18 protein-coding genes and 2 pseudogenes are annotated in these 17,942 nt (G+C 32.4%); 11 read left to right on the top strand and 9 right to left on the bottom strand.

Annotated features, from left to right (window positions below; all coding sequences use genetic code 11):
* Nucleotides 1-63: 63 nt before the first annotated feature.
* A complete protein-coding gene (locus ACPWTF_RS21935; RefSeq protein ID WP_427873078.1) occupies nucleotides 64-642 on the top strand; it encodes a PhnA domain-containing protein in 579 nt (192 codons plus the stop codon).
* Between the two features lie 284 nt (nucleotides 643-926).
* Here the strand turns inward: ACPWTF_RS21935 and ACPWTF_RS21930 are convergent, their stop codons facing one another.
* Both ACPWTF_RS21930 and ACPWTF_RS21925 read right to left on the bottom strand, forming a co-directional pair.
* A complete protein-coding gene (locus tag ACPWTF_RS21930) occupies nucleotides 927-1,370 on the bottom strand; it encodes a hypothetical protein (RefSeq protein WP_095927830.1) in 444 nt (147 codons plus the stop codon).
* Between the two features lie 264 nt (nucleotides 1,371-1,634).
* Nucleotides 1,635-2,996, bottom strand: coding sequence for a DEAD/DEAH box helicase (locus tag ACPWTF_RS21925; RefSeq protein ID WP_427873075.1), 1,362 nt, complete (start codon nucleotides 2,994-2,996; stop codon nucleotides 1,635-1,637).
* Nucleotides 2,997-3,211: 215 nt separating this feature from the next.
* Between ACPWTF_RS21925 and ACPWTF_RS21920 the strand changes: the two genes are divergently transcribed.
* From ACPWTF_RS21920 to ACPWTF_RS21910, 3 genes are all read left to right on the top strand, one after another.
* Nucleotides 3,212-4,939, top strand: a complete 1,728-nt coding sequence (locus ACPWTF_RS21920; RefSeq protein WP_427873073.1) for a M14 family metallopeptidase — start codon at nucleotides 3,212-3,214, stop codon at nucleotides 4,937-4,939.
* 269 nt (nucleotides 4,940-5,208) lie between these two features.
* On the top strand, nucleotides 5,209-5,544 hold the full coding sequence (locus tag ACPWTF_RS21915) for a cyclic-phosphate processing receiver domain-containing protein (RefSeq protein WP_427873071.1): 336 nt from the start codon (nucleotides 5,209-5,211) through the stop codon (nucleotides 5,542-5,544).
* Between the two features lie 112 nt (nucleotides 5,545-5,656).
* Complete coding sequence (locus tag ACPWTF_RS21910; RefSeq protein ID WP_427873069.1) at nucleotides 5,657-6,637, top strand: restriction endonuclease; 981 nt, start codon at nucleotides 5,657-5,659, stop codon at nucleotides 6,635-6,637.
* A 181-nt stretch (nucleotides 6,638-6,818) separates the two neighbouring features.
* Here ACPWTF_RS21910 and ACPWTF_RS21905 read toward each other — a convergent pair whose 3' ends face one another.
* The 5 genes from ACPWTF_RS21905 to ACPWTF_RS21885 form a co-directional block, all read right to left on the bottom strand.
* Nucleotides 6,819-7,232, bottom strand: a complete 414-nt coding sequence (locus tag ACPWTF_RS21905) for a helix-turn-helix domain-containing protein (RefSeq protein WP_250835610.1) — start codon at nucleotides 7,230-7,232, stop codon at nucleotides 6,819-6,821.
* Between the two features lie 145 nt (nucleotides 7,233-7,377).
* On the bottom strand, nucleotides 7,378-7,776 hold the full coding sequence (locus tag ACPWTF_RS21900; protein WP_427873067.1) for a hypothetical protein: 399 nt from the start codon (nucleotides 7,774-7,776) through the stop codon (nucleotides 7,378-7,380).
* Nucleotides 7,777-7,813: 37 nt separating this feature from the next.
* On the bottom strand, nucleotides 7,814-8,188 hold the full coding sequence (locus ACPWTF_RS21895; protein ID WP_427873065.1) for a hypothetical protein: 375 nt from the start codon (nucleotides 8,186-8,188) through the stop codon (nucleotides 7,814-7,816).
* Nucleotides 8,189-8,461: 273 nt separating this feature from the next.
* Nucleotides 8,462-8,860 carry a hypothetical protein gene (locus tag ACPWTF_RS21890; RefSeq protein WP_427873064.1) on the bottom strand — a complete coding sequence of 133 codons (399 nt, stop codon included), beginning with the start codon at nucleotides 8,858-8,860 and terminating at the stop codon, nucleotides 8,462-8,464.
* A gap of 19 nt (nucleotides 8,861-8,879) precedes the next feature.
* Entirely contained in the window at nucleotides 8,880-10,337 is a 1,458-nt protein-coding gene (locus tag ACPWTF_RS21885; protein ID WP_427873063.1) for a hypothetical protein, read from the bottom strand.
* Nucleotides 10,338-10,545: 208 nt separating this feature from the next.
* On the opposite strand from ACPWTF_RS21885, the gene ACPWTF_RS21880 reads away from it, so the two are divergent.
* From ACPWTF_RS21880 to ACPWTF_RS21860, 5 genes and pseudogenes are all read left to right on the top strand, one after another.
* Entirely contained in the window at nucleotides 10,546-11,466 is a 921-nt protein-coding gene (locus tag ACPWTF_RS21880; RefSeq protein ID WP_427873062.1) for a hypothetical protein, read from the top strand.
* A 119-nt stretch (nucleotides 11,467-11,585) separates the two neighbouring features.
* Complete coding sequence (locus ACPWTF_RS21875; protein ID WP_427873060.1) at nucleotides 11,586-11,816, top strand: DUF4287 domain-containing protein; 231 nt, start codon at nucleotides 11,586-11,588, stop codon at nucleotides 11,814-11,816.
* A 54-nt stretch (nucleotides 11,817-11,870) separates the two neighbouring features.
* A complete protein-coding gene (locus ACPWTF_RS21870) occupies nucleotides 11,871-12,611 on the top strand; it encodes a DUF6882 domain-containing protein (RefSeq protein ID WP_427873058.1) in 741 nt (246 codons plus the stop codon).
* Between the two features lie 152 nt (nucleotides 12,612-12,763).
* Nucleotides 12,764-14,123 (top strand): annotated as a pseudogene (locus ACPWTF_RS21865) (IS3 family transposase).
* 159 nt (nucleotides 14,124-14,282) lie between these two features.
* Nucleotides 14,283-14,690 (top strand): hypothetical protein, encoded by a 408-nt coding sequence (locus tag ACPWTF_RS21860; protein ID WP_427873056.1) that lies wholly within the window; start codon nucleotides 14,283-14,285, stop codon nucleotides 14,688-14,690.
* A 77-nt stretch (nucleotides 14,691-14,767) separates the two neighbouring features.
* Here the strand turns inward: ACPWTF_RS21860 and ACPWTF_RS21855 are convergent, their stop codons facing one another.
* Nucleotides 14,768-15,406, bottom strand: coding sequence for an NUDIX hydrolase (locus tag ACPWTF_RS21855; RefSeq protein ID WP_427873054.1), 639 nt, complete (start codon nucleotides 15,404-15,406; stop codon nucleotides 14,768-14,770).
* A 7-nt stretch (nucleotides 15,407-15,413) separates the two neighbouring features.
* Here ACPWTF_RS21855 and pyrE point away from each other — a divergent pair, with 7 nt between their 5' ends.
* Both pyrE and ACPWTF_RS21845 read left to right on the top strand, forming a co-directional pair.
* Complete coding sequence (gene pyrE / locus ACPWTF_RS21850; RefSeq protein ID WP_095930841.1) at nucleotides 15,414-16,058, top strand: orotate phosphoribosyltransferase; 645 nt, start codon at nucleotides 15,414-15,416, stop codon at nucleotides 16,056-16,058.
* A gap of 342 nt (nucleotides 16,059-16,400) precedes the next feature.
* A pseudogene (locus tag ACPWTF_RS21845) lies at nucleotides 16,401-16,795 on the top strand (SRPBCC family protein).
* 407 nt (nucleotides 16,796-17,202) lie between these two features.
* Here the strand turns inward: ACPWTF_RS21845 and ACPWTF_RS21840 are convergent.
* Nucleotides 17,203-17,931, bottom strand: coding sequence for a biotin--[acetyl-CoA-carboxylase] ligase (locus ACPWTF_RS21840; RefSeq protein WP_427873052.1), 729 nt, complete (start codon nucleotides 17,929-17,931; stop codon nucleotides 17,203-17,205).
* Between the last annotated feature and the right edge of the window lie 11 nt (nucleotides 17,932-17,942).

Genomic DNA, 17,942 nt, shown 5'->3' with positions numbered 1-17,942 from the left:
CATTAAATTTGCAATGCTTATCAATTATAAGTAATTTCGCATTTTTAAAACAAACAATAAATAATGAGCATCGAAAGAGAATTAAGCAAACGAAGCGGATCTAAATGTGAGCTTTGTGGTGCTGAAGAGAATTTAAAAGTTTATCAAGTCCTGCCAACTAAAAAAGGCGGAATTGATGAAGCTGTATTAGCCTGTAACACTTGTATTGACCAAATTGAAAATCCAGACAACGTCGATTTAAATCACTGGAGATGCCTTAACGACAGCATGTGGAACGAAAATATTCCTGTGCAAGTTGTAGCTTGGAGAATGTTAAGCCGTATGCGCGCTGCAGGATGGCCACAAGAATTACTCGATATGATGTACTTAGATGAAGATACTCTTGAATGGGCAAAAGCAACGGGAGAAGGCGAAGATGACGAAAATAAATTAGTTCACCGTGACAGCAATGGCGTGGTACTACAACACGGAGATTCTGTAGTTTTAATTAAAGATCTTAAGGTAAAAGGTTCTAGCATGGTTGCCAAACAAGGAACTGCTGTTAGAAACATCCGTTTAGACCACGAAAACTCCGAATACATTGAAGGAAAAGTAGACGGACAGCAGATTGTGATTATTACGCAATATGTGAAGAAGATTTAAATAAAGTTGCTAAGGTTCTTAGATGCTAAGATTCTAAGTTTTTTTTAGAATACTAACTATTTAACCGCAAAGCATACAATGATTAACGCAAAGTTCGCAAAGTTTTATCCACAAAGCTTTGCGAACTTTGCGCTTTTATAAAGCCTAAAATTAGAAAAAAACTTAGCGAGCTTTGCGTTAAAATTATAGACAAAGTATATCAACTTTAAACCTGAAACTTTAAACAAAAAAGCCCGTACATAAAACTGAACGGGCTTTTTAAATATATTGTTTTTAATCGTAAATTATTTTTGGAATAATTTATTGATCTGATCTTTTACGAATGGCTCAGAAACGTTGTTTGTTGCTGCGTCTCTTTCTTTACCAGAAACCATAAACTGAACTGTAGCTTTGTCTGGAACCACGTTTCCTGTGTAGTGCAACCAAATGTAGTTGTTAGGTAACTCTAATTTGATATCGTACAACGGAGAAGCTGTAAATCCGCCCATGATAATGTTGTATAAAGCGTTATAAGCATTATCGATGTTCTTAAATGAAAATTTTCTCAAAGTCGAATCGTCATCACTTTGAACAATAGTGTAATACACAGTGTATTCGTCACCAATTTTCTGAATGTAGTTGTTATTTACTTTTCCTAATTTTTCTACAGGAACCGTTTCTAGAACCTTAACCTGTGCAAACGAAATAAAAGTAAAAAACAATGCGGCAAGAGTAATAATCTTTTTCATATAGTATTTGGGGTTACAATTTTACGAACACAAAAAAACACAGAAATATTGAAAAAACACCTATCAATTCGTTATTTTTTTAACATAAAATTGTAAAACTTAGCCAAGCAATCCTAAACTATTGAAATACAATAAAATAAATATTGTAAATTCTAAAATCCAAAATCCAAAATCCAAATTCTAAAAATCCAAAATCCAAAATCCAAAATCTAAAATCTAAAATCTAAAATCTAAAATCTAAAATCTAAAATCTAAAATCTAAAATCAATACTTCCCTCTCTTCTCCTCTTCTTCTTTCTTGATGACATTACGAGCGACTTCGATTTTAAACTTCTTCCCTTTCATTTTTTCATCCTTAATATTCTTCAGAAGATCTTTTACTTTATTATATTTTACCGCTGCAAACGAGACAAAATCTTTTACTTCAATCAAACCTAAATCGTCTTTTTCTAGTTTTCCCTTTTGCGAAAAGAATCCAACAATGTCAAATTTGTTCAGTTTTGTCTTTTTACCGCCGCTGATATAAATAGTCTGAAATTGAGGCGGATTTGGCAAAGAAACTTTACCTTCAACATCCAAAACCTCCATTTCGTAATTAATGTAGTCTAATTGTTTTTCACTTTCGTGAATAATTACATACGCCGTTCCTGTTGCCTGCATACGCGCTGTACGTCCGTTACGGTGGGTAAACTCGTCTTCTTTTAAAGGCAAATGATAATGAATTACATGTTTCATTTCTGGAATATCCAAACCTCTTGCTGCCAAATCGGTTGTAACCAAATACGTAACACTTCCGTTTCTAAACTGAATTAAGGCACGCTCACGTTCTTCCTGATCCATTCCGCCATGATAATACACCGAATAGATTCCTTTTCCGTTTAAAGTATCGCTGATGCGTTCTGCAGCATCACGATGATTACAGAAAATAATTGCCGATTCTGATTTTAAAGAACAAATCAAATTGAATAAACTTTGCAGTTTATCTTTCGCTGGCGAAATCACCATTTTCATCGAAAGATTCGTTTTGTCTTCTTCCTCCGGAATAAAATCCAAAACAACTGGATTTACAACTCGCGTATATTTCGGAATTTCAATATCAGACGTCGCCGAAACCAAAACTCTTTTGTTTACTTTCGATAATCTTCCAATGATAAAAGACATCTGTTCGTGAAACCCTAATTGAAGCGATTTATCAAATTCATCCAAAATTAAAGTCTGAATTTTATCTGTTCTAAAAGTTTCTCTTTCAATATGATCAGCAATTCTTCCAGGCGTTCCAATTAATACTGCTGGCGGATTGCTTAAATTTTTGATTTCTGTTTCGATTGAATGCCCGCCGTAACAAATATTAACTTTGTATTGCGTTCCCATTTTTTTCCAAACCTGCTCAATTTGAAGTCCCAATTCGCGTGACGGAACCAAAATCAAACATTGAACAGACAACACTTCTGGCTGCAACAATTCCAATATCGGAAGCAGGAAAGCCAATGTTTTTCCAGATCCTGTTGGAGAAAGTAATAAAGTATTGTTTTCGTTTAAAATAGCATCATGTGCCATTTCCTGCATTTCGTTTAGGCTTTTAATCCCTAAATTCGAAAGTATATCGTTGGAATGGTGTTTTTTCATGCTGCAAAAGTAGGGAAAGTTTTTTAACCGCAAAGCACGCAAAGGTTTACGCAAAGTTCACAAAGTTTAAGTTCAAAGCTTTGCGAACTTTGCTTTTTTTTGTAAAATACATACTTAAAAAACCTTGCGTGCTTTGCGGTAAAAAACACAAAGCATATCAAATATGAAACCTGAAACAAAAAACTATATATTTGATTCCTATTAAACCCAAAACCATGAAACTTTTTACCATTCTCTTTTCACTTTTCACCATTACTCTTTTTGCTCAAAACAATAAAAAATACGATACTTTTTTTGAGAAAGGAAACGGAAACCAATCGGCCTCTTATCAAGAAACTATTGCTTATTGGAAGATGCTCGCTGCCGATTTTCCGACTATTGAAATGAAAGAAATGGGACTAACGGATTCTGGTGAACCTTTGCACATGATTACCTTCAATCCTGACAAGGAATTTGATTTTGATAAAATCCAGAAAACCAAAGCTGTTCTATTTGTAAATAACGGAATCCATGCTGGAGAACCAGACGGAATCGATGCGACAATGCAATTCTATAGAGATTTGGCAACAGGAAAAATGAAAGCGCCTAAAAACACTGTTTTGGTTACGATCCCGGTTTATAATATTGGCGGTGCTTTAAACCGAAATTCGACAACGCGCGCCAATCAGGACGGACCTGAGATTTATGGTTTTAGAGGCAATGCAAGAAACTACGATTTGAATCGTGATTTAATGAAATCGGATACGCGAAATACAAAGAGTTTTGTGGAGATTTTTCAGAAAATAAACGCCGATGTTTTTATCGATAATCACGTAAGCAACGGTTCTGATTATCAATACAAATTGACGTACATTATGACGCAGCACAACAAATTGGGAACCGTTTTGGGCGATTTTATGAATAACGAAATGATGCCGGCTTTGGTAAAAGATCTTCAGAAAAAGAAAATCGAAACTACGCCTTATGTCGATTCGTTTAAAGATACGCCAGATAAAGGTTTTGGGCAGTTTGTAGATAGTCCGCGATATACAACGGGGTATACTTCGCTATTTAATACGATTGGTTTTGTGGTGGAAACGCACATGCTGAAAAAATATGCCGAACGTGTAAAAATGACCTACGAATACATGAAATCGACTTTGGATTTTACCGATGCGAATTACCAGAAAATAAAAGATTTAAGAGTACAAAATTTAGAACAATATCAGCCTAAAAAATCATACACTTTAAAATGGGAATTGGACAGTACAAAAGCTACAACTTTTTCGTTTTTAGGTTATGAAGCCGGTTACAAAAAAAGCGACGCTACAACGGGAAATCGTTTGTATTACGACCGAAGCAAACCGTACAAAAAAGATGTTCCGTACATTAAAGAATTTAAATCGGTTAAAGAAGTGGCGATTCCTACGGCTTATATTGTTCCGAGAGGATATTGGAATATTATTGACCTTTTAAAAAACAATAACATCTCGTTTAAACCAATTAAAAACGATACGATTATAGAAGTCGAAAGCTACAGAATTGCCGATTTTAAAACCGTTCCGTCTGCTTACGAAGGACATTATTTGCACAGAAACACAACCGTAACTTCTAAAATCGTTAAAATGGCTTTCGCCAAAGGAGATTACCTAGTTCCAACAAACCAAAAAGGTGTAAAATACCTTGTAGAAGCTTTTGAACCAGAAGGCGTTGATTCGTTCTTTAATTGGAATTTCTTTGATGCTATTTTACAGCAAAAAGAACATTACTCAGAATATATTTTTGAAGATACTGCTGGTCAGCTTTTAAAAGAGAACCCATCTCTTAAAGCAGAATTAGAAACTAAAAAAGAAAACGACCGTGAATTTGCTAAAAACGCCGAAGCACAATTGAATTGGATTTACAAGCATTCTGTTTATTATGAAAAGGCGCATATGCAGTATCCAGTTTATCGGGTTTTGTAGATTTTTTTTGCTTGTTTTTTTAACGCAAAGTGCGCTAAGATTTTTTTATTTTGATTGGGTTTGGTTTGCGATAAGAACGCAAAGCTAGAAGTGTAGAACTTTGTCAAAATTCTTACTCAAAGTTTTGTTGCACAACGTTTGTCATTTCGAGGAACGAGAAATCACACTCGTAGCTCGACAAAGATTGTCAATATTCTGGATGGAATTACTAGTGTGATTTCTCGTTCCTCGAAATGACAAAATATTAAATAATTTTTAAACCTTTAAAAATGACATACAAACTTTTTCTTGACGACATTAGAGATGTAAATATGGTTTACAAAAAATTAACTAATGATGATTTCGTTGTCGTTAGAAATTTCGATGATTTTAAAAAAGTAATTCTTGAAAAAGGACTTCCTGAATTAATTAGTTTTGACAATGATTTAGGTCTCGATGCAAATGATCAAGTTGCCGAAGATGGTTACGCTTGCGCAAAATGGCTGGTTTATGAATCTGGAATTGATATGCAAAATTTAAAGTTTAATGTACATTCTGCTAATCCTGTAGCGAGTCAGCAAATTCAGGGTTTGCTTGATAATTATATTAAACATTTGAGAAGTTAACTCCCGCTAACGCGAGCATCTCGCTCGTAAATGCAATCTAAAATTTATCAAAATCTAATAGAAAAAATAATATCCTAAACCTCGAAAGTAAAGAGATAAAACTGTACTATTTATGGCAAAAAAAAATAGCGGTAAAACCTTAGAAAAAACTATTAAACTAATTGAAGAAACCTTCAATAATTCGCCTGACACTAAAGTTTTCTTAAGTCATAAACTAATTTGCGAAAGTGGAATTGAAAGAGAATTCGATGTAGTAATAAAATCTAAGGTAAATGGTTATGATATGTGCATAGCAATTGAATGCAAAGACTATGGCTCAAGGGTTTCAATTGAAAAAATTGAAGCATTTAAGTCCAAGTGTTCAACGGTCAAAGAAATTAATAAAATGGTTTTTGTTAGTGCTCTTGGTTATCAACGTGGAGCAATCACACAAGCCAAAAATTTTGGGATTGACCTTCTAACAGCAGAACAGATTAGTGTAGCATATTTAAACGAACTTATGCCCGACATCTCAAATCTATACATCCAAATAACCCCTAAGTATGGTCATAGAATTTCTCTTGGAAGCAATGAAGAAATAAATATAGAAATATCAAATCTTTCTTATGAGTCTCAATTCATTGAATACGGCACAAAAAAAACTGTTACAATTTTTCAATTAATGAAAATGACAATTGAGCTTTTTGAGCGCTGTGTAGATGGCATTGTAATAAAACATTATGCAAAATACAAAGATTCCATTGAATCGAATAGCACAATTCCCGTTACTTTGGGTATGGATTTTTTACCACAAACATTTTATATAGAAGATGAAAATTTAAAAAACGTAGATTTAACTCGCTTAGAATTTGATGTTACTGTTTCAATTAGTAAGCCTGAAAGTGAAAATACTGGTCGAGTAATTAAAAATAGTGATGAAACAATAAAAGCTCATTCAATAAAATTTAAATATAGCGATACCATCGAAAGCGAACTAATTTTAAAACCTAATAATGATTTTACTTTCTTTCATACAGAAAACAAAGAAACCGTTGAATATAAAAAATTATTGAGTTACGACCCTAAAACGGAAGAATTTAAAAATCCTTCATAGTATTATCCTTTTACCTCCGCTAGCGCGAGCGTCCCGCTCGTGAACACAATCTAATTTCAAAACGAGACACAAAAAAGTCACGAGCGGGACGCTCGCGCTCACGAAAAACATATAAAGCAAAAAAGCCTAATAAAAAACAAATTTTATTAGGCTTTTTATTATCTCAGAAAGAACAAAAAACTTATTTATCCTTTAATATCTTCTCTAAATACTCCACTTTATCTTTTTCAGCCTGAACCAAACGTTCGTAAAGCTTTTTATTTTCTTCATAAGCTTCAATCAATTTATCTAAAGGATTAAAAGTGCAATTATTATTAGTTCCGAAATTAGTCCCGTTACTATTATCATAGAAATTATTGAAATAATTAATCGCGGCTTCTTCTGAAAAGTTTTTCAGCGCTTCAACATTTACTCCCAAAGCTTTTGCAATCTGTTTTAGCTTTTCATCATCAATAGTTTCGCTATTTTCTAAAGCAGAAATCGCTTGTTGGTTTGTTCCTAAAGCTTGAGCCAAAGCTTCTTGCTTCATGTCACGAAGTTCACGAATACGGCTAATTTTTCTTCCTATATGGCTTGGTTTTGTAAATGTGCTCATAATTGTAATGTATTGCTTATTAAACAAAAGTACGATTTTTGAGACATGAAATTAAATAAGTTTTAAGTTTCTCAGATTCTAAGATGCTGGGGCTTCTTTTTAATGCTTAATTGAGCGAACTTAAATTGATATAAACTGAAAAATTTTATTCAATTTCAAAACTTGCTTCTACTTGTAAGTAACTTTTTTTACCATTTTCAGTTTTGACTAAAAAAATAACATAATTTTTAAAGTAATCCCAAAGATCATAATCTCTTAATTTTAACCTTCTATTTTCATTATAGAATTTAGACGACCTAATAAATTCTTTAAGATTAATTTCTCTTTTTTTAGTCTTGTAATTCTTCATCTTCTGAACTCCAGTAAAGTAAAATCCTCCTACAGTAGCACCACTACCATCTTCTATGTAAAAATGATTTGGAATTTCGATATGCGTATTAATGTATTGACTATCATAAGAAAAGAAAAGTGTGTCTTTTACTTTTTCCTGAGCTTGAGAATTTATTCCAAGAACAAAAGTCACTAATAAAATGAATATTTTCATAATTTGTTTTCCAAATTTCAAGCTTTATCCTAAATATTTATCCAAAAATCATAATTGAAACATTTACTTTAATATATTCTGTCTTTTTATCACTTTCTCTTATTAAAATAATTTTATAGTTTTTCATAAAATCTACCAGTCCTTTTATATCTAATGCTATTTTTCCTTGATTTATAAAGAATTTTGAATTTCTTATAAAGTATTTTAAATCTAAGACTTGTATAGGTCTTAAATCAAATAAAATTTCAGCTTCTTGAAAACAAAATTCAGTGTGTCCATTTCCGTCTTCAATAAAAAAAGTTTTTGGAATATTCTTGTTTTCAAACAGATAAGAATTATCTATTTTAAAATACAACGTGTCTTTTTTTACTTTTTGCTGCGCTTGTACATTATTTAAAAAAAATAAATGCATTATTAGTGTGTACCCTATAAAAACAAAGCTTTTAAATTTCGACATCATCATTAAAATCAAATTAAGTTTGATATTATTTATTATCACAAAGGCGAACTTGTGTTAGCTTCTTAGCCATATTATTATACATTGCATCTATAGATGTTTTTTTTCAGCTGATAATTCATTCCAAGCTTACCCTTTCATCCCTCAATCCTCCCCACGCAAGATCCTCGTAAAACGCATCAATTGGTGGTTCTTGAGCGAACTTAAATTGATATAAACTCAAAAATTTTATTCAATTTCAAAACTTGATTTTACTTGAATATAACTTTTTTTACCGTCTTCAGTTTTGACTAAAAAAATAACGTAATCTTCAAGGTAATCAGCAAGTTCATAATCTCTTAATTTTAATCTTCTATTTTCGTCATAGAATTTAGATGACCTAATAAATTCTTTAAGACCAATTTCTCTTTTTTTAGTTTTGTAATTCTTTATCTTTTGAACTCCAGCAAAGAAAAATTCTCCTACATTACCGCCACTACCATCTTTTATGTAAAAATGATTGGGAATTTCGTTATGCGTAATAATATAATTACTATCATAAGAAAAGATTAGTGTGTCCTTTACTTTTTCCTGAGCTCCTGCAAAGCAAGGAAATAATGACAAAATAAAAAGTATTGCAATTTTCATATCGTTTATTTTTTTATTATTAATTACTGCAAGGGCTTGTCTTGGAGAATCTCTCTACTCTGCTGGCAAGAGCCTCTATAGATGCTTTTTTTGTAGCTGATAATTCATTCCAAGCTTTTACATCTTCATCCCTCAATCCTCCCCACGCAAGAGCTTCGTAAAACGCATCACTTGGTGGTTCATTATAATAATCAGTATAAGCTTTAATATCACCAGGCAAAATACTCTGATGAAATTGTTTCAATGCTTCCTTCATACTTTGAACGTACAATGTAGCCATTACACTGTGCTGTTCCCCTTCATACTTTTCATATGTCGTTTTAAAATCTAAATTCTCTACATTCATGGCAAGTACTGTGCCAAGTTTCCTATAAATATCTGCGTGTATATATTCGTGCAAAATAATTCTTGCAACTTCAAGCGGAGCTCTTGCATTTACCCTAGAGGTGCTAATTTCGATTTTTATCAATTTACCATCTGGCTTAAACGTCTTTCCATTAACCTCTTTAGTTACGCCATCTTTAGTAACCATAAGAACATCTGCGGAAGAAATCGCAATATCGAATTTTGATTCTCCTTCAAACTTTGAAAATAGATTTTGGACAAAAGAATTCCCGTTTTTATTTAATAAATCATTAAGGCACTTTGCTTTTCCTGTAAGATAATCCATAATTTGGAAAGCAGAGCTCTCTCCAAGATATTGCCCACCATCGCTATAGCGATAATAATGTGCCATTCGCTGCAACTTTATAGCTTCTATATCTGCTGGACCATCACAAGGGTAAGGTAGGATATTAATACTTTTTGTCACCCTTTCGCCTTCATAGATAACCTCTAAAATCTTTGGGCCATTGCTAATTATTCTCCAAACATCTTGAGTTAGCCATACAGTTTGTGTGTATGTTGCGTCGCATAGAGGTATTTTGCTTGTAATATCGGATGGAGCATAAAACAAATTTATTACTTTTGTTAAAATATCCAACTCATTTTTTCCTGAAGCATTTGCAGCTTTACCACTTCTAACGACAACTGAACCTAAATTTTCCCCATTAAAGGAATACACATTCAATCCCCCTGTAAAATCCTTTAGCTTTGTGATAGTCTGAGGGTAAGCAGCACTTTTTGCAAGCGTATAAACTTCTAAAAAATAAGATTGCGATTTGCCTTCATTTTCAATTGTAACACCTTGATATTTTAATTGGCTTTGCAGAACATTAGATTTAAAAGTGTTTACAACTTTTTCTTTGGCTGAAAACTCTGAAATTTTAAAATTGTCTTTTTCAATTTCATTTACATTTTCAAAATCCGCTTCAACATTTTGGGCGATGTTAAGATTTGAAAATTTCGCTAATTCTAAAGTAGTCCTGGCAACTTTTGCATTTTCCTGTTTTTTTTCTAACTCATCATTATTGCACGACAAAAGAAAAAGTGCAGTAAAGGTAAAAACGGAATACTTAATAAACTTATACATATTCATTTACATTGGTTGGTTAATAAATTCTTTTAACTTAAATAATATCTTACAATTAAGGTCGCGAATATAAAAGAATTATATTTCTTTTAGCAAGAAAAATATTAAAAACATATTAAATAAATTTTTGATACAGTTTTAGTCCTATATTAAGGTTTAAGCGCAACCTTTTCATATTTTTTTTACTTAAGTATATAACTTAAAAGATAAAAAAATGAAAAAATTTATTTTGTTTTTACTAGGGTTTACAGCTGTTTCCTGTGTAAACGATGAGGTAATTGGCAACGAAACCAGTAATAGTCTGTCAACTATTAAGGTAGATGAGTATCGAGATGATGTTTTTCTTTATTCTAAGATCATGCATTTTTCTAATGATAAACTAACAAAGGTTACGTATTCTGACAACGGAACTGAACAAAATTATGAGAATTACAGTTACAATAGCAAAGGACTACTTTGTAAAGCAGTACGATATGAATACCCCGAAAATCTCTACACAGTAACTACTTTTTCTTATGATAGCGAAGAACGAATTGTTGAAATTAACAGCCAAAGAGACCTACCCAATAGCGAAACAAATAATCTCGAAGATAAGTTTACTTTTACGTACCTGACTGATAAAATTGTTTCTTCTATTTATTACAAAAATACTTTTATGAACTCTACAGCGTTTTTGCTAAACTCAAACCAAGAACCTAAAAGAATCAATGCACCAAGTTCCTATTCGAAAGAATACAGCTATGATAATGGCAATATAGTAAGTATTACATCATTTCATCCCGACATGTCGTCAAATACAACAACGTACTCTTACAGCTCGTTAAAAAACGAATATGATTACAGTAAATTTTTATATGGTGAAAAATGGAAACTTAATAAATACTTAATTGGGTATACAGTTGGGATTACAACTGGCGAAGGGGACGCATTATTTAGCTTTTCTAAAAACCTGATATCAGAATACAGAACTATTTCTGTACCCAGTAATCCTGGGTTACATAATAATCATATTAAATATGATTATGTGATAAATGACAAAAATCTTTTAGAGAAAAAAACCATTACAAATGTGCGCTCCAGCACAAAATATAGCCCCTTAACAGTTAGAACTGAATATCTATATACTTACAAGTGATAAAAAAGTTCTAAACACCATTTGTTTGACAAAGTTGAGCTAAAGAAATTTTGAAAAGCGAATACTAATCTTACTTTAATTTGTACATTCGTTTTGCTTAACTATTTAAATTCTATTTTATGTCATTTCAAGGATATCTAAAAACGATTAAAGAAAAAACAGGAAATGGTTCAGCTGAGTTTAGAACTCTCGCTGAACAAAAAGGATTTACCTCAAACGGAGAATTAAAACCCGAAGTAAAAGCTGGAGATATTGTTAACTGGCTTAAAAATGATTTTGCTTTAGGACAAGGGCATGCAATGGCCATTTATGCTCTCTTAAAAGACATTAAAAATGAGGATAGTGAATAAAACTTAACTAAAAATCAAGAATTTCAATTTTATAATTATACAAGCCACAAAAACATGGGACTATTCAATAATCTTTTTAAAAAGCAAGAAGAAAATACAGAATCAAATACAAATCAGCTAAATATTGCTAAGCATTTTACCTCTGAAAATGATTTTTTAGAAAAGTTTGGAGCTCTTGCTTTAGAAAAACAAAGAAATCTTTACAGCGTAACTGGTGGACTTTCTTGGAATGTGGACATGAACAAGGAAGAAATTACTTTTGGAGACGATCTTACTTTTCCAATGCAGGTTTTGGGCTCGTTTTCTCATTCGTCAGAAACATGGCTATGGCTTTGGGAAAATAAAGCAGGCGGTTATGCAGAATCTGTTATGCAACAGGCGCTTTTATTAAAGCAATATGGTGAAGAAAATAATATAGAATTATTAAGTGTTGGAAAATTTGATGCTGTACAAAACGATTTGCATTTAATAGGAATGATTGCTACTGAAATGTTTAATTTGAGCGGCTATTATCTTGGAAATTATGGTCAAGGAACAATGGTGGTTACGATAAAAGATGATGCAATTGACAACTCTGAAAGTGAGGAATTCTCTAGAATTCTGACTGTTTTCCCAGAGTTGATTTCGACATTTGAAATTCAGAATCACAGAAATGCTTTTACCAATTATCTTTCTCAAAAAGGTTTTGAATTGACTCCAAACGGAAATGAAGTTAAAGCAGAAAAAGACGGAAATATCATTAATGCCGTTTTTAACGAAAATGATCTTTTGACAAGCTTAAATGGTAATTCTTAAACTTCGAATAACTAAATAATCTTTAAGGCTGATTGCCCGCGTGAGGGATAGAGCCAATCCGCCGCGGCGGAAGAGAAAGCCCGACAGCAATAAAAAAAGACCCAATGAATGCACTGCCCCCAAAAAGTTAGACGCTATTTGGGGGCATTTTTATGGAAAGAAAAGTCAAGCACAGTTATGAATTCAAACTTGAGTGTGTAGAATTAGTAGTTGTTAAACATTATTCATTTGCATTAGCATCTAGCGAGAAAGGAACCAGCAAATCTAATATACGCAAATGGGTGAGTTTTTACAGGGAATATGGAAGGGCAGGTTTAATGTCACGAAAAAATCAGGTTTATCCGATTGGTTTTAAATTAAAGGTTTTAAAGTCAATTTACAGGGATTCATTATCTTTAAGAGAAGCTCGTTTGCGATTTAACATTCCTTCGGATTCAATTATCATTAAATGGAAAAAAGATTTTGCTAATTTTGGTTTAGAAGGATTAAAACTAAAACCAAAAGGGAGACCAAAATCTATGAGTGATTTTAAAGATAAAAAAAGTAAATCTGAAAAACCTTTAACCAGGGAAGAAGAACTTCTGTTGGAGAATGAAGCATTACGCTGTGAAATTGATTATCTAAAAAAGTTACAAGCCTTAATTCAAGCCGAAGAAAAAGCCAAAAATCGCAAGTCATAATGGAATTAAGGCATCTCTATGATTTAAAATTACTTTTAAATTGCAGTAATGTGGCGCGCAGCAGTTTTTATTATTATCAAAAACAGAGTAAAACAGCTGATAAATACAAAAAAGTAAAAGAACTTATAAAATCAATTTATTCTAAGCATAAGGGGCGTTACGGATACAGGAGGATCACTAGTAATTAAAGCTTCAAGGGATAATCATCAATCATAAAACAGTTTTAAGGCTAATGAAATCGTTGGGATTAAAAAGCCTCATCAGAGTTAAAAAATATAAATCCTATAAAGGAGAACAAGGCAGGATTGCCCCAAATATTCTAAGCAGAAACTTTAAAGCATCAGTGCCTAATCAAAAATGGGCGACCGATATAACTGAATTTAACGTCTCAGGAAAAAAATTATATTTATCACCAATAATTGATTTGTTTAATGGAGAAATAGTTAGTTATGAACTGGCTGAAAGACCTGTATTTAAACAGGTAGCTGTGATGCTTGAAAAAGCATTTAAGAAAATACCCGACAATACTAATTTAACGCTGCACTCTGATCAAGGATGGCAGTATCAAATGAAACAGTACCAATGCTTATTAAAAGAAAAAGGAATTAAACAGAGTATGTCCAGAAAAGGAAATTGTCTTGACAATGCAATTATTGAAAACTTCTTTGGAACATTAAAATCAGAGTTGTTTTATCTTAAAAAATACAGTTCCATTGGTCAATTAAAACAGGAGATTATTGAGTATATTAATTATTATAATAATGACAGAATAAAACTTAATCTAAAAGCAATGAGCCCGATACAATATCGAGCTCATTATTATAAAACTTAATTATTAATTTGTCTAAACTTTTGGGTGCAGTCTAGAACGCAAAGTTTATTGGGTCTTTTTTTTATTGGTGGCACGCCATAACAGTGACAATTTTGCTTTCTAGACGCAACCTTTTACAATATATTTTACTGATAGTATAGAACTCTAAACAAAAGTAAAATGAAAAAATTATCTATAGTATTTGCCACAATTTTCATTGTTTCATGTTCTAATGATGAAAAAGATGAAGCAATCAATAAATTTAGCACACCTTCTAACTTACAAGGAACTTACTGTTACATTTCTGGTAGTACAGTTTTTTTTGACAAGGACAATAATGCAAGTTGTATTGCAAAGCCAAAATCTACTTTGACTTTTAAATACAATAGCTCATTAAATGCTACGACCATTCAGTGGAGTATTGAAGTAAAGCCAGCTGGAAGTATAATTGTAAACGGAAACACTAACCAAGAAACGATAAGTCTAACTTTTAAAGCTGATTTTGAGAAAGGGTCGATTAATTCTATTGGTGAGAGCGAAAAAGGAATCTGCGGAACTTACTTTATTTATTACAAACAGATAAAATAAGCTCTTTTAGAATTCCTCTATCATTTTATGATTGAGTCGTCCTGAAAAAGGTTGACTAATTATTTCAGAAATCTAATTTAAGATTCTAAATTTTCCTTTTTTGACTTTAGATCTACAGGAGCACTTTTATCTTCTTCAAACAACAATTTAATGTTTTCGTATGAGTTTTTAAGTGCTTCTTTGATTTGATCTGGGTTTAACCACGCTACTTTTTCGATTCCTTCTTCTATTTGTCCGTGTGGCGTTCCTTCAAAATCAGACTGCATTTCGAACCAATGCGTGATTTTGAGTTTGTATTTTCCGTTGCGTTTAAAGATATGATAGGTTTTTTGAAGTTTATTCGTAATACGAAGCTGGTTTACTCCTGTCTCCTCCTCTACCTCACGCATAGCCGTCGCTTCAATGTCTTCCCCTTTCTCGATTCCGCCTTTTGGCAGATCCCATTTTCCGTTTCTAAAGATAAACAAGACTTCGCCTTTCTTATTGTAGACAAAGCCTCCGCCCGCTTTATTTACCGGAATCTTGGCTTTAAGGGTTTTCATGATCTCACTTTCGTCGGGATGATATAGAATGGCTTTTTGAATTTTATTTTGAAAAATTTTTATAATAAGCTGTTCGATATCAATACTCTCCAACAAGAACAATTGGAAATCTGTTTCGCGCGAGATTTCATTTGTCAAAAAAAGTGGTTTGTCGTTTACAAAAACTTTATACATTTGTACTATGATTTTTAATAAAGATACTGCCGAAAAAACAGCCGAATTGCTTTTGCAAATAAATGCAATTAAATTGAATCCCGAAAATCCTTTTACATGGGCTTCTGGTTGGAAATCTCCTATTTATTGTGATAATAGGTTAATTCTTTCATTTCCGAGCATCAGAAACTATGTTCGTGATGAGTTTGCTAAGAACATCGAAAAACAATTTGGAAAACCCGATGTGATCGCTGGTGTTGCTACTGGAGCGATTGGAGTGGGAATTTTGGTTGCCGAAAGTTTAGGACTTCCGTTCGTATATGTGCGTCCGGAGCCAAAAAAACACGGTAGACAAAACCAAGTGGAAGGTTTTTTACAAAAAGGACAAAATGTTGTGGTTGTCGAAGATTTAATTAGTACCGGAAAAAGCAGTTTGATGGCTGTTGAAGCTTTAAGAAGCGAAGGTGCTAACATTAAAGGTATGGCAGCGGTCTTTACGTACGGTTTTGGCGTTGCCGAAGAAAACTTTAAAGAAGCTAATGTTGATTTATTCACTTTAAGCAACTACGAAAACTTATTAGATTTAGCAGTTCAAAAACAATATATCACAGAAGATCAGCAATCTACCCTGCAAGAATGGAGCGTTAGCCCATCTACTTGGGGACAAGAGTAAGATTTTAGATTTTAGATTTTAGATTTTAGATTTTAGATTTTAGATTTTAGATTTTAGATTTTAGATTTTAGATTTTAGATTTTAGATTTTAGATTTTAGATTTTAGATTTTAGATTTTAGATTTTAGATTTTAGATTTTAGATTTTAGATTTTAGATTTTAGATTTTAGATTTTAGATTTTAAAGTCGCTTTGCTCCTTTTGGAATTTGGGATTTAAAAAATTGGGATTTTATTTAAAATTTCAGCTTTGCGAACTTAAATAAAACCAAAGTATATAAAAAGACCTTGCGCCCTTTGCGGTAAAAAAACATTTGCAGTAAAAAACAAAACAAAAAACACTATATGAACTTAGAAAGTCCAAAAGTTACAGTTCAGAAATCAGCTCAAGATTTATTCGATCAATTGACTGATGTAAAGAATTTCGAAAAATTAATGCCAGACAATATCGCTAAATTTGAAGTGACTGGCGAAGACGCTTTTATTTTTGGATTGAAAGGGATGCCTGAAATCAAATTGAAAATGAAAGATAAAGTAGCGCCAAACAAAATTGTTTTGGGTGCTGCAAGTGATAAACTTCCATTTACACTAACTTCAAAAATTGATACTATTTCTGATTCAGAAAGTGCAGTTCAGTTATTTTTTGAAGGTGAATTCAACGCTATGATGGCAATGATGGTTAAAGCTGCCCAATCAGTAAGTTTATTGAAACTTTAGCAAACAATATGCACAAGCTTTAATAATGGTAAATTATTAATTGTGAATTATAAATGAAAGCCTGATTTAACGATCGGGCTTTTTCTTTGAATGCACGAAGACACTAAGACACAAAGTTTTTTTACGCAGATTTTGCTGATTTATTTCTCAAAAGTCGCTAAATCGCAGAGTTTCTCTTTTAGCAAAGCTTCATACAGTTTGTCATTTTCACACTTTGTTTTCCGAATAAATTAATAAAAAAACTCTGCGACTTAGTGACTTTGCGAGATTTCATAAATACGTTAGACGCACTGCAGTGCGTCTCTACAAAAAACTTCGTAAAAAAAACTTAGAATCTTAGCATCTCAGAACCTTAGCACCTTAGTTAGACGCTACAATGCATCTCTACGAAAAACCTTTGTCACTTTGTCTCTCAGTCACTTTGCAACTCTCAATAAAGCATTTTCACTTCTTTAATCTCAAACTCTGCAACAGAATCATCTTCTAATAAAACTTGTAGTTTTCCTATTGGAGAAACGCCTTGAATGATTCCCATAAAATCTTGATTGTTATTGTCTCTAAATGCAGTTGGAATTCCTTTTTTAAATAAAAAATTAAAATAGTCATCCCAGAAAATCTGTGCTGAGGTGTTCCAAGATTGAATTTTCTCTTTTAGTTTTTCAACGATTAAGATTGCCAACTCTTCCTTGTCAAAAGTTTTTCCTGAGATTACTGCCAACGAAGAAGCATTTGGCAATTCCTCAAAATCGGTTTGATTGACATTGATTCCGATTCCGACAACTGACACGATTCTGCCATCGCTTTTTAAGGTATTTTCGATTAATATGCCAACTAACTTCTTATTGTATGACAGAATGTCGTTTGGCCATTTAATGCATATATTAGGAATATTTAACGATTTTAAAACCTCTGCAACCGATAAAGAAACCAAGACGCTTAAATTAAAAACTTCGTCGTTATTAAACAGAAAATCTTTCACCAAGATACTCATAGTTAAGTTCTTACCTGCTTCAGTCTTCCATAAGCCTCCAACTTGCCCCTTCCCTTTTGTCTGATTTTCAGCTGTTACCGTTGTAAAATTCTCCAGTTCATCCTGACTTGACAAAGCTTTTAAGAAGTCATTTGTAGAATCTATGGCATCGAGTTTGATTAGTTTCATTAAATAATTTA

It is taken from the genome of Flavobacterium sp. MMS24-S5 (assembly GCF_050320125.1).
Taxonomy (GTDB): domain Bacteria; phylum Bacteroidota; class Bacteroidia; order Flavobacteriales; family Flavobacteriaceae; genus Flavobacterium; species Flavobacterium tyrosinilyticum.
This window is presented reverse-complemented; position numbering and strand designations above follow the sequence as displayed.

Coding starts and splice junctions, on each gene's coding strand:
- ACPWTF_RS21935 (WP_427873078.1), top strand. CDS start 64: ATGAGCATCGAAAGAGAATTAAGCAAACGAAGCGGATCTAAATGTGAG.
- ACPWTF_RS21930 (WP_095927830.1), bottom strand. CDS start 1,370: ATGAAAAAGATTATTACTCTTGCCGCATTGTTTTTTACTTTTATTTCG.
- ACPWTF_RS21925 (WP_427873075.1), bottom strand. CDS start 2,996: ATGAAAAAACACCATTCCAACGATATACTTTCGAATTTAGGGATTAAA.
- ACPWTF_RS21920 (WP_427873073.1), top strand. CDS start 3,212: ATGAAACTTTTTACCATTCTCTTTTCACTTTTCACCATTACTCTTTTT.
- ACPWTF_RS21915 (WP_427873071.1), top strand. CDS start 5,209: ATGACATACAAACTTTTTCTTGACGACATTAGAGATGTAAATATGGTT.
- ACPWTF_RS21910 (WP_427873069.1), top strand. CDS start 5,657: ATGGCAAAAAAAAATAGCGGTAAAACCTTAGAAAAAACTATTAAACTA.
- ACPWTF_RS21905 (WP_250835610.1), bottom strand. CDS start 7,232: ATGAGCACATTTACAAAACCAAGCCATATAGGAAGAAAAATTAGCCGT.
- ACPWTF_RS21900 (WP_427873067.1), bottom strand. CDS start 7,776: ATGAAAATATTCATTTTATTAGTGACTTTTGTTCTTGGAATAAATTCT.
- ACPWTF_RS21895 (WP_427873065.1), bottom strand. CDS start 8,188: ATGCATTTATTTTTTTTAAATAATGTACAAGCGCAGCAAAAAGTAAAA.
- ACPWTF_RS21890 (WP_427873064.1), bottom strand. CDS start 8,860: ATGAAAATTGCAATACTTTTTATTTTGTCATTATTTCCTTGCTTTGCA.
- ACPWTF_RS21885 (WP_427873063.1), bottom strand. CDS start 10,337: ATGAATATGTATAAGTTTATTAAGTATTCCGTTTTTACCTTTACTGCA.
- ACPWTF_RS21880 (WP_427873062.1), top strand. CDS start 10,546: ATGAAAAAATTTATTTTGTTTTTACTAGGGTTTACAGCTGTTTCCTGT.
- ACPWTF_RS21875 (WP_427873060.1), top strand. CDS start 11,586: ATGTCATTTCAAGGATATCTAAAAACGATTAAAGAAAAAACAGGAAAT.
- ACPWTF_RS21870 (WP_427873058.1), top strand. CDS start 11,871: ATGGGACTATTCAATAATCTTTTTAAAAAGCAAGAAGAAAATACAGAA.
- ACPWTF_RS21860 (WP_427873056.1), top strand. CDS start 14,283: ATGAAAAAATTATCTATAGTATTTGCCACAATTTTCATTGTTTCATGT.
- ACPWTF_RS21855 (WP_427873054.1), bottom strand. CDS start 15,406: ATGTATAAAGTTTTTGTAAACGACAAACCACTTTTTTTGACAAATGAA.
- pyrE (WP_095930841.1), top strand. CDS start 15,414: ATGATTTTTAATAAAGATACTGCCGAAAAAACAGCCGAATTGCTTTTG.
- ACPWTF_RS21840 (WP_427873052.1), bottom strand. CDS start 17,931: ATGAAACTAATCAAACTCGATGCCATAGATTCTACAAATGACTTCTTA.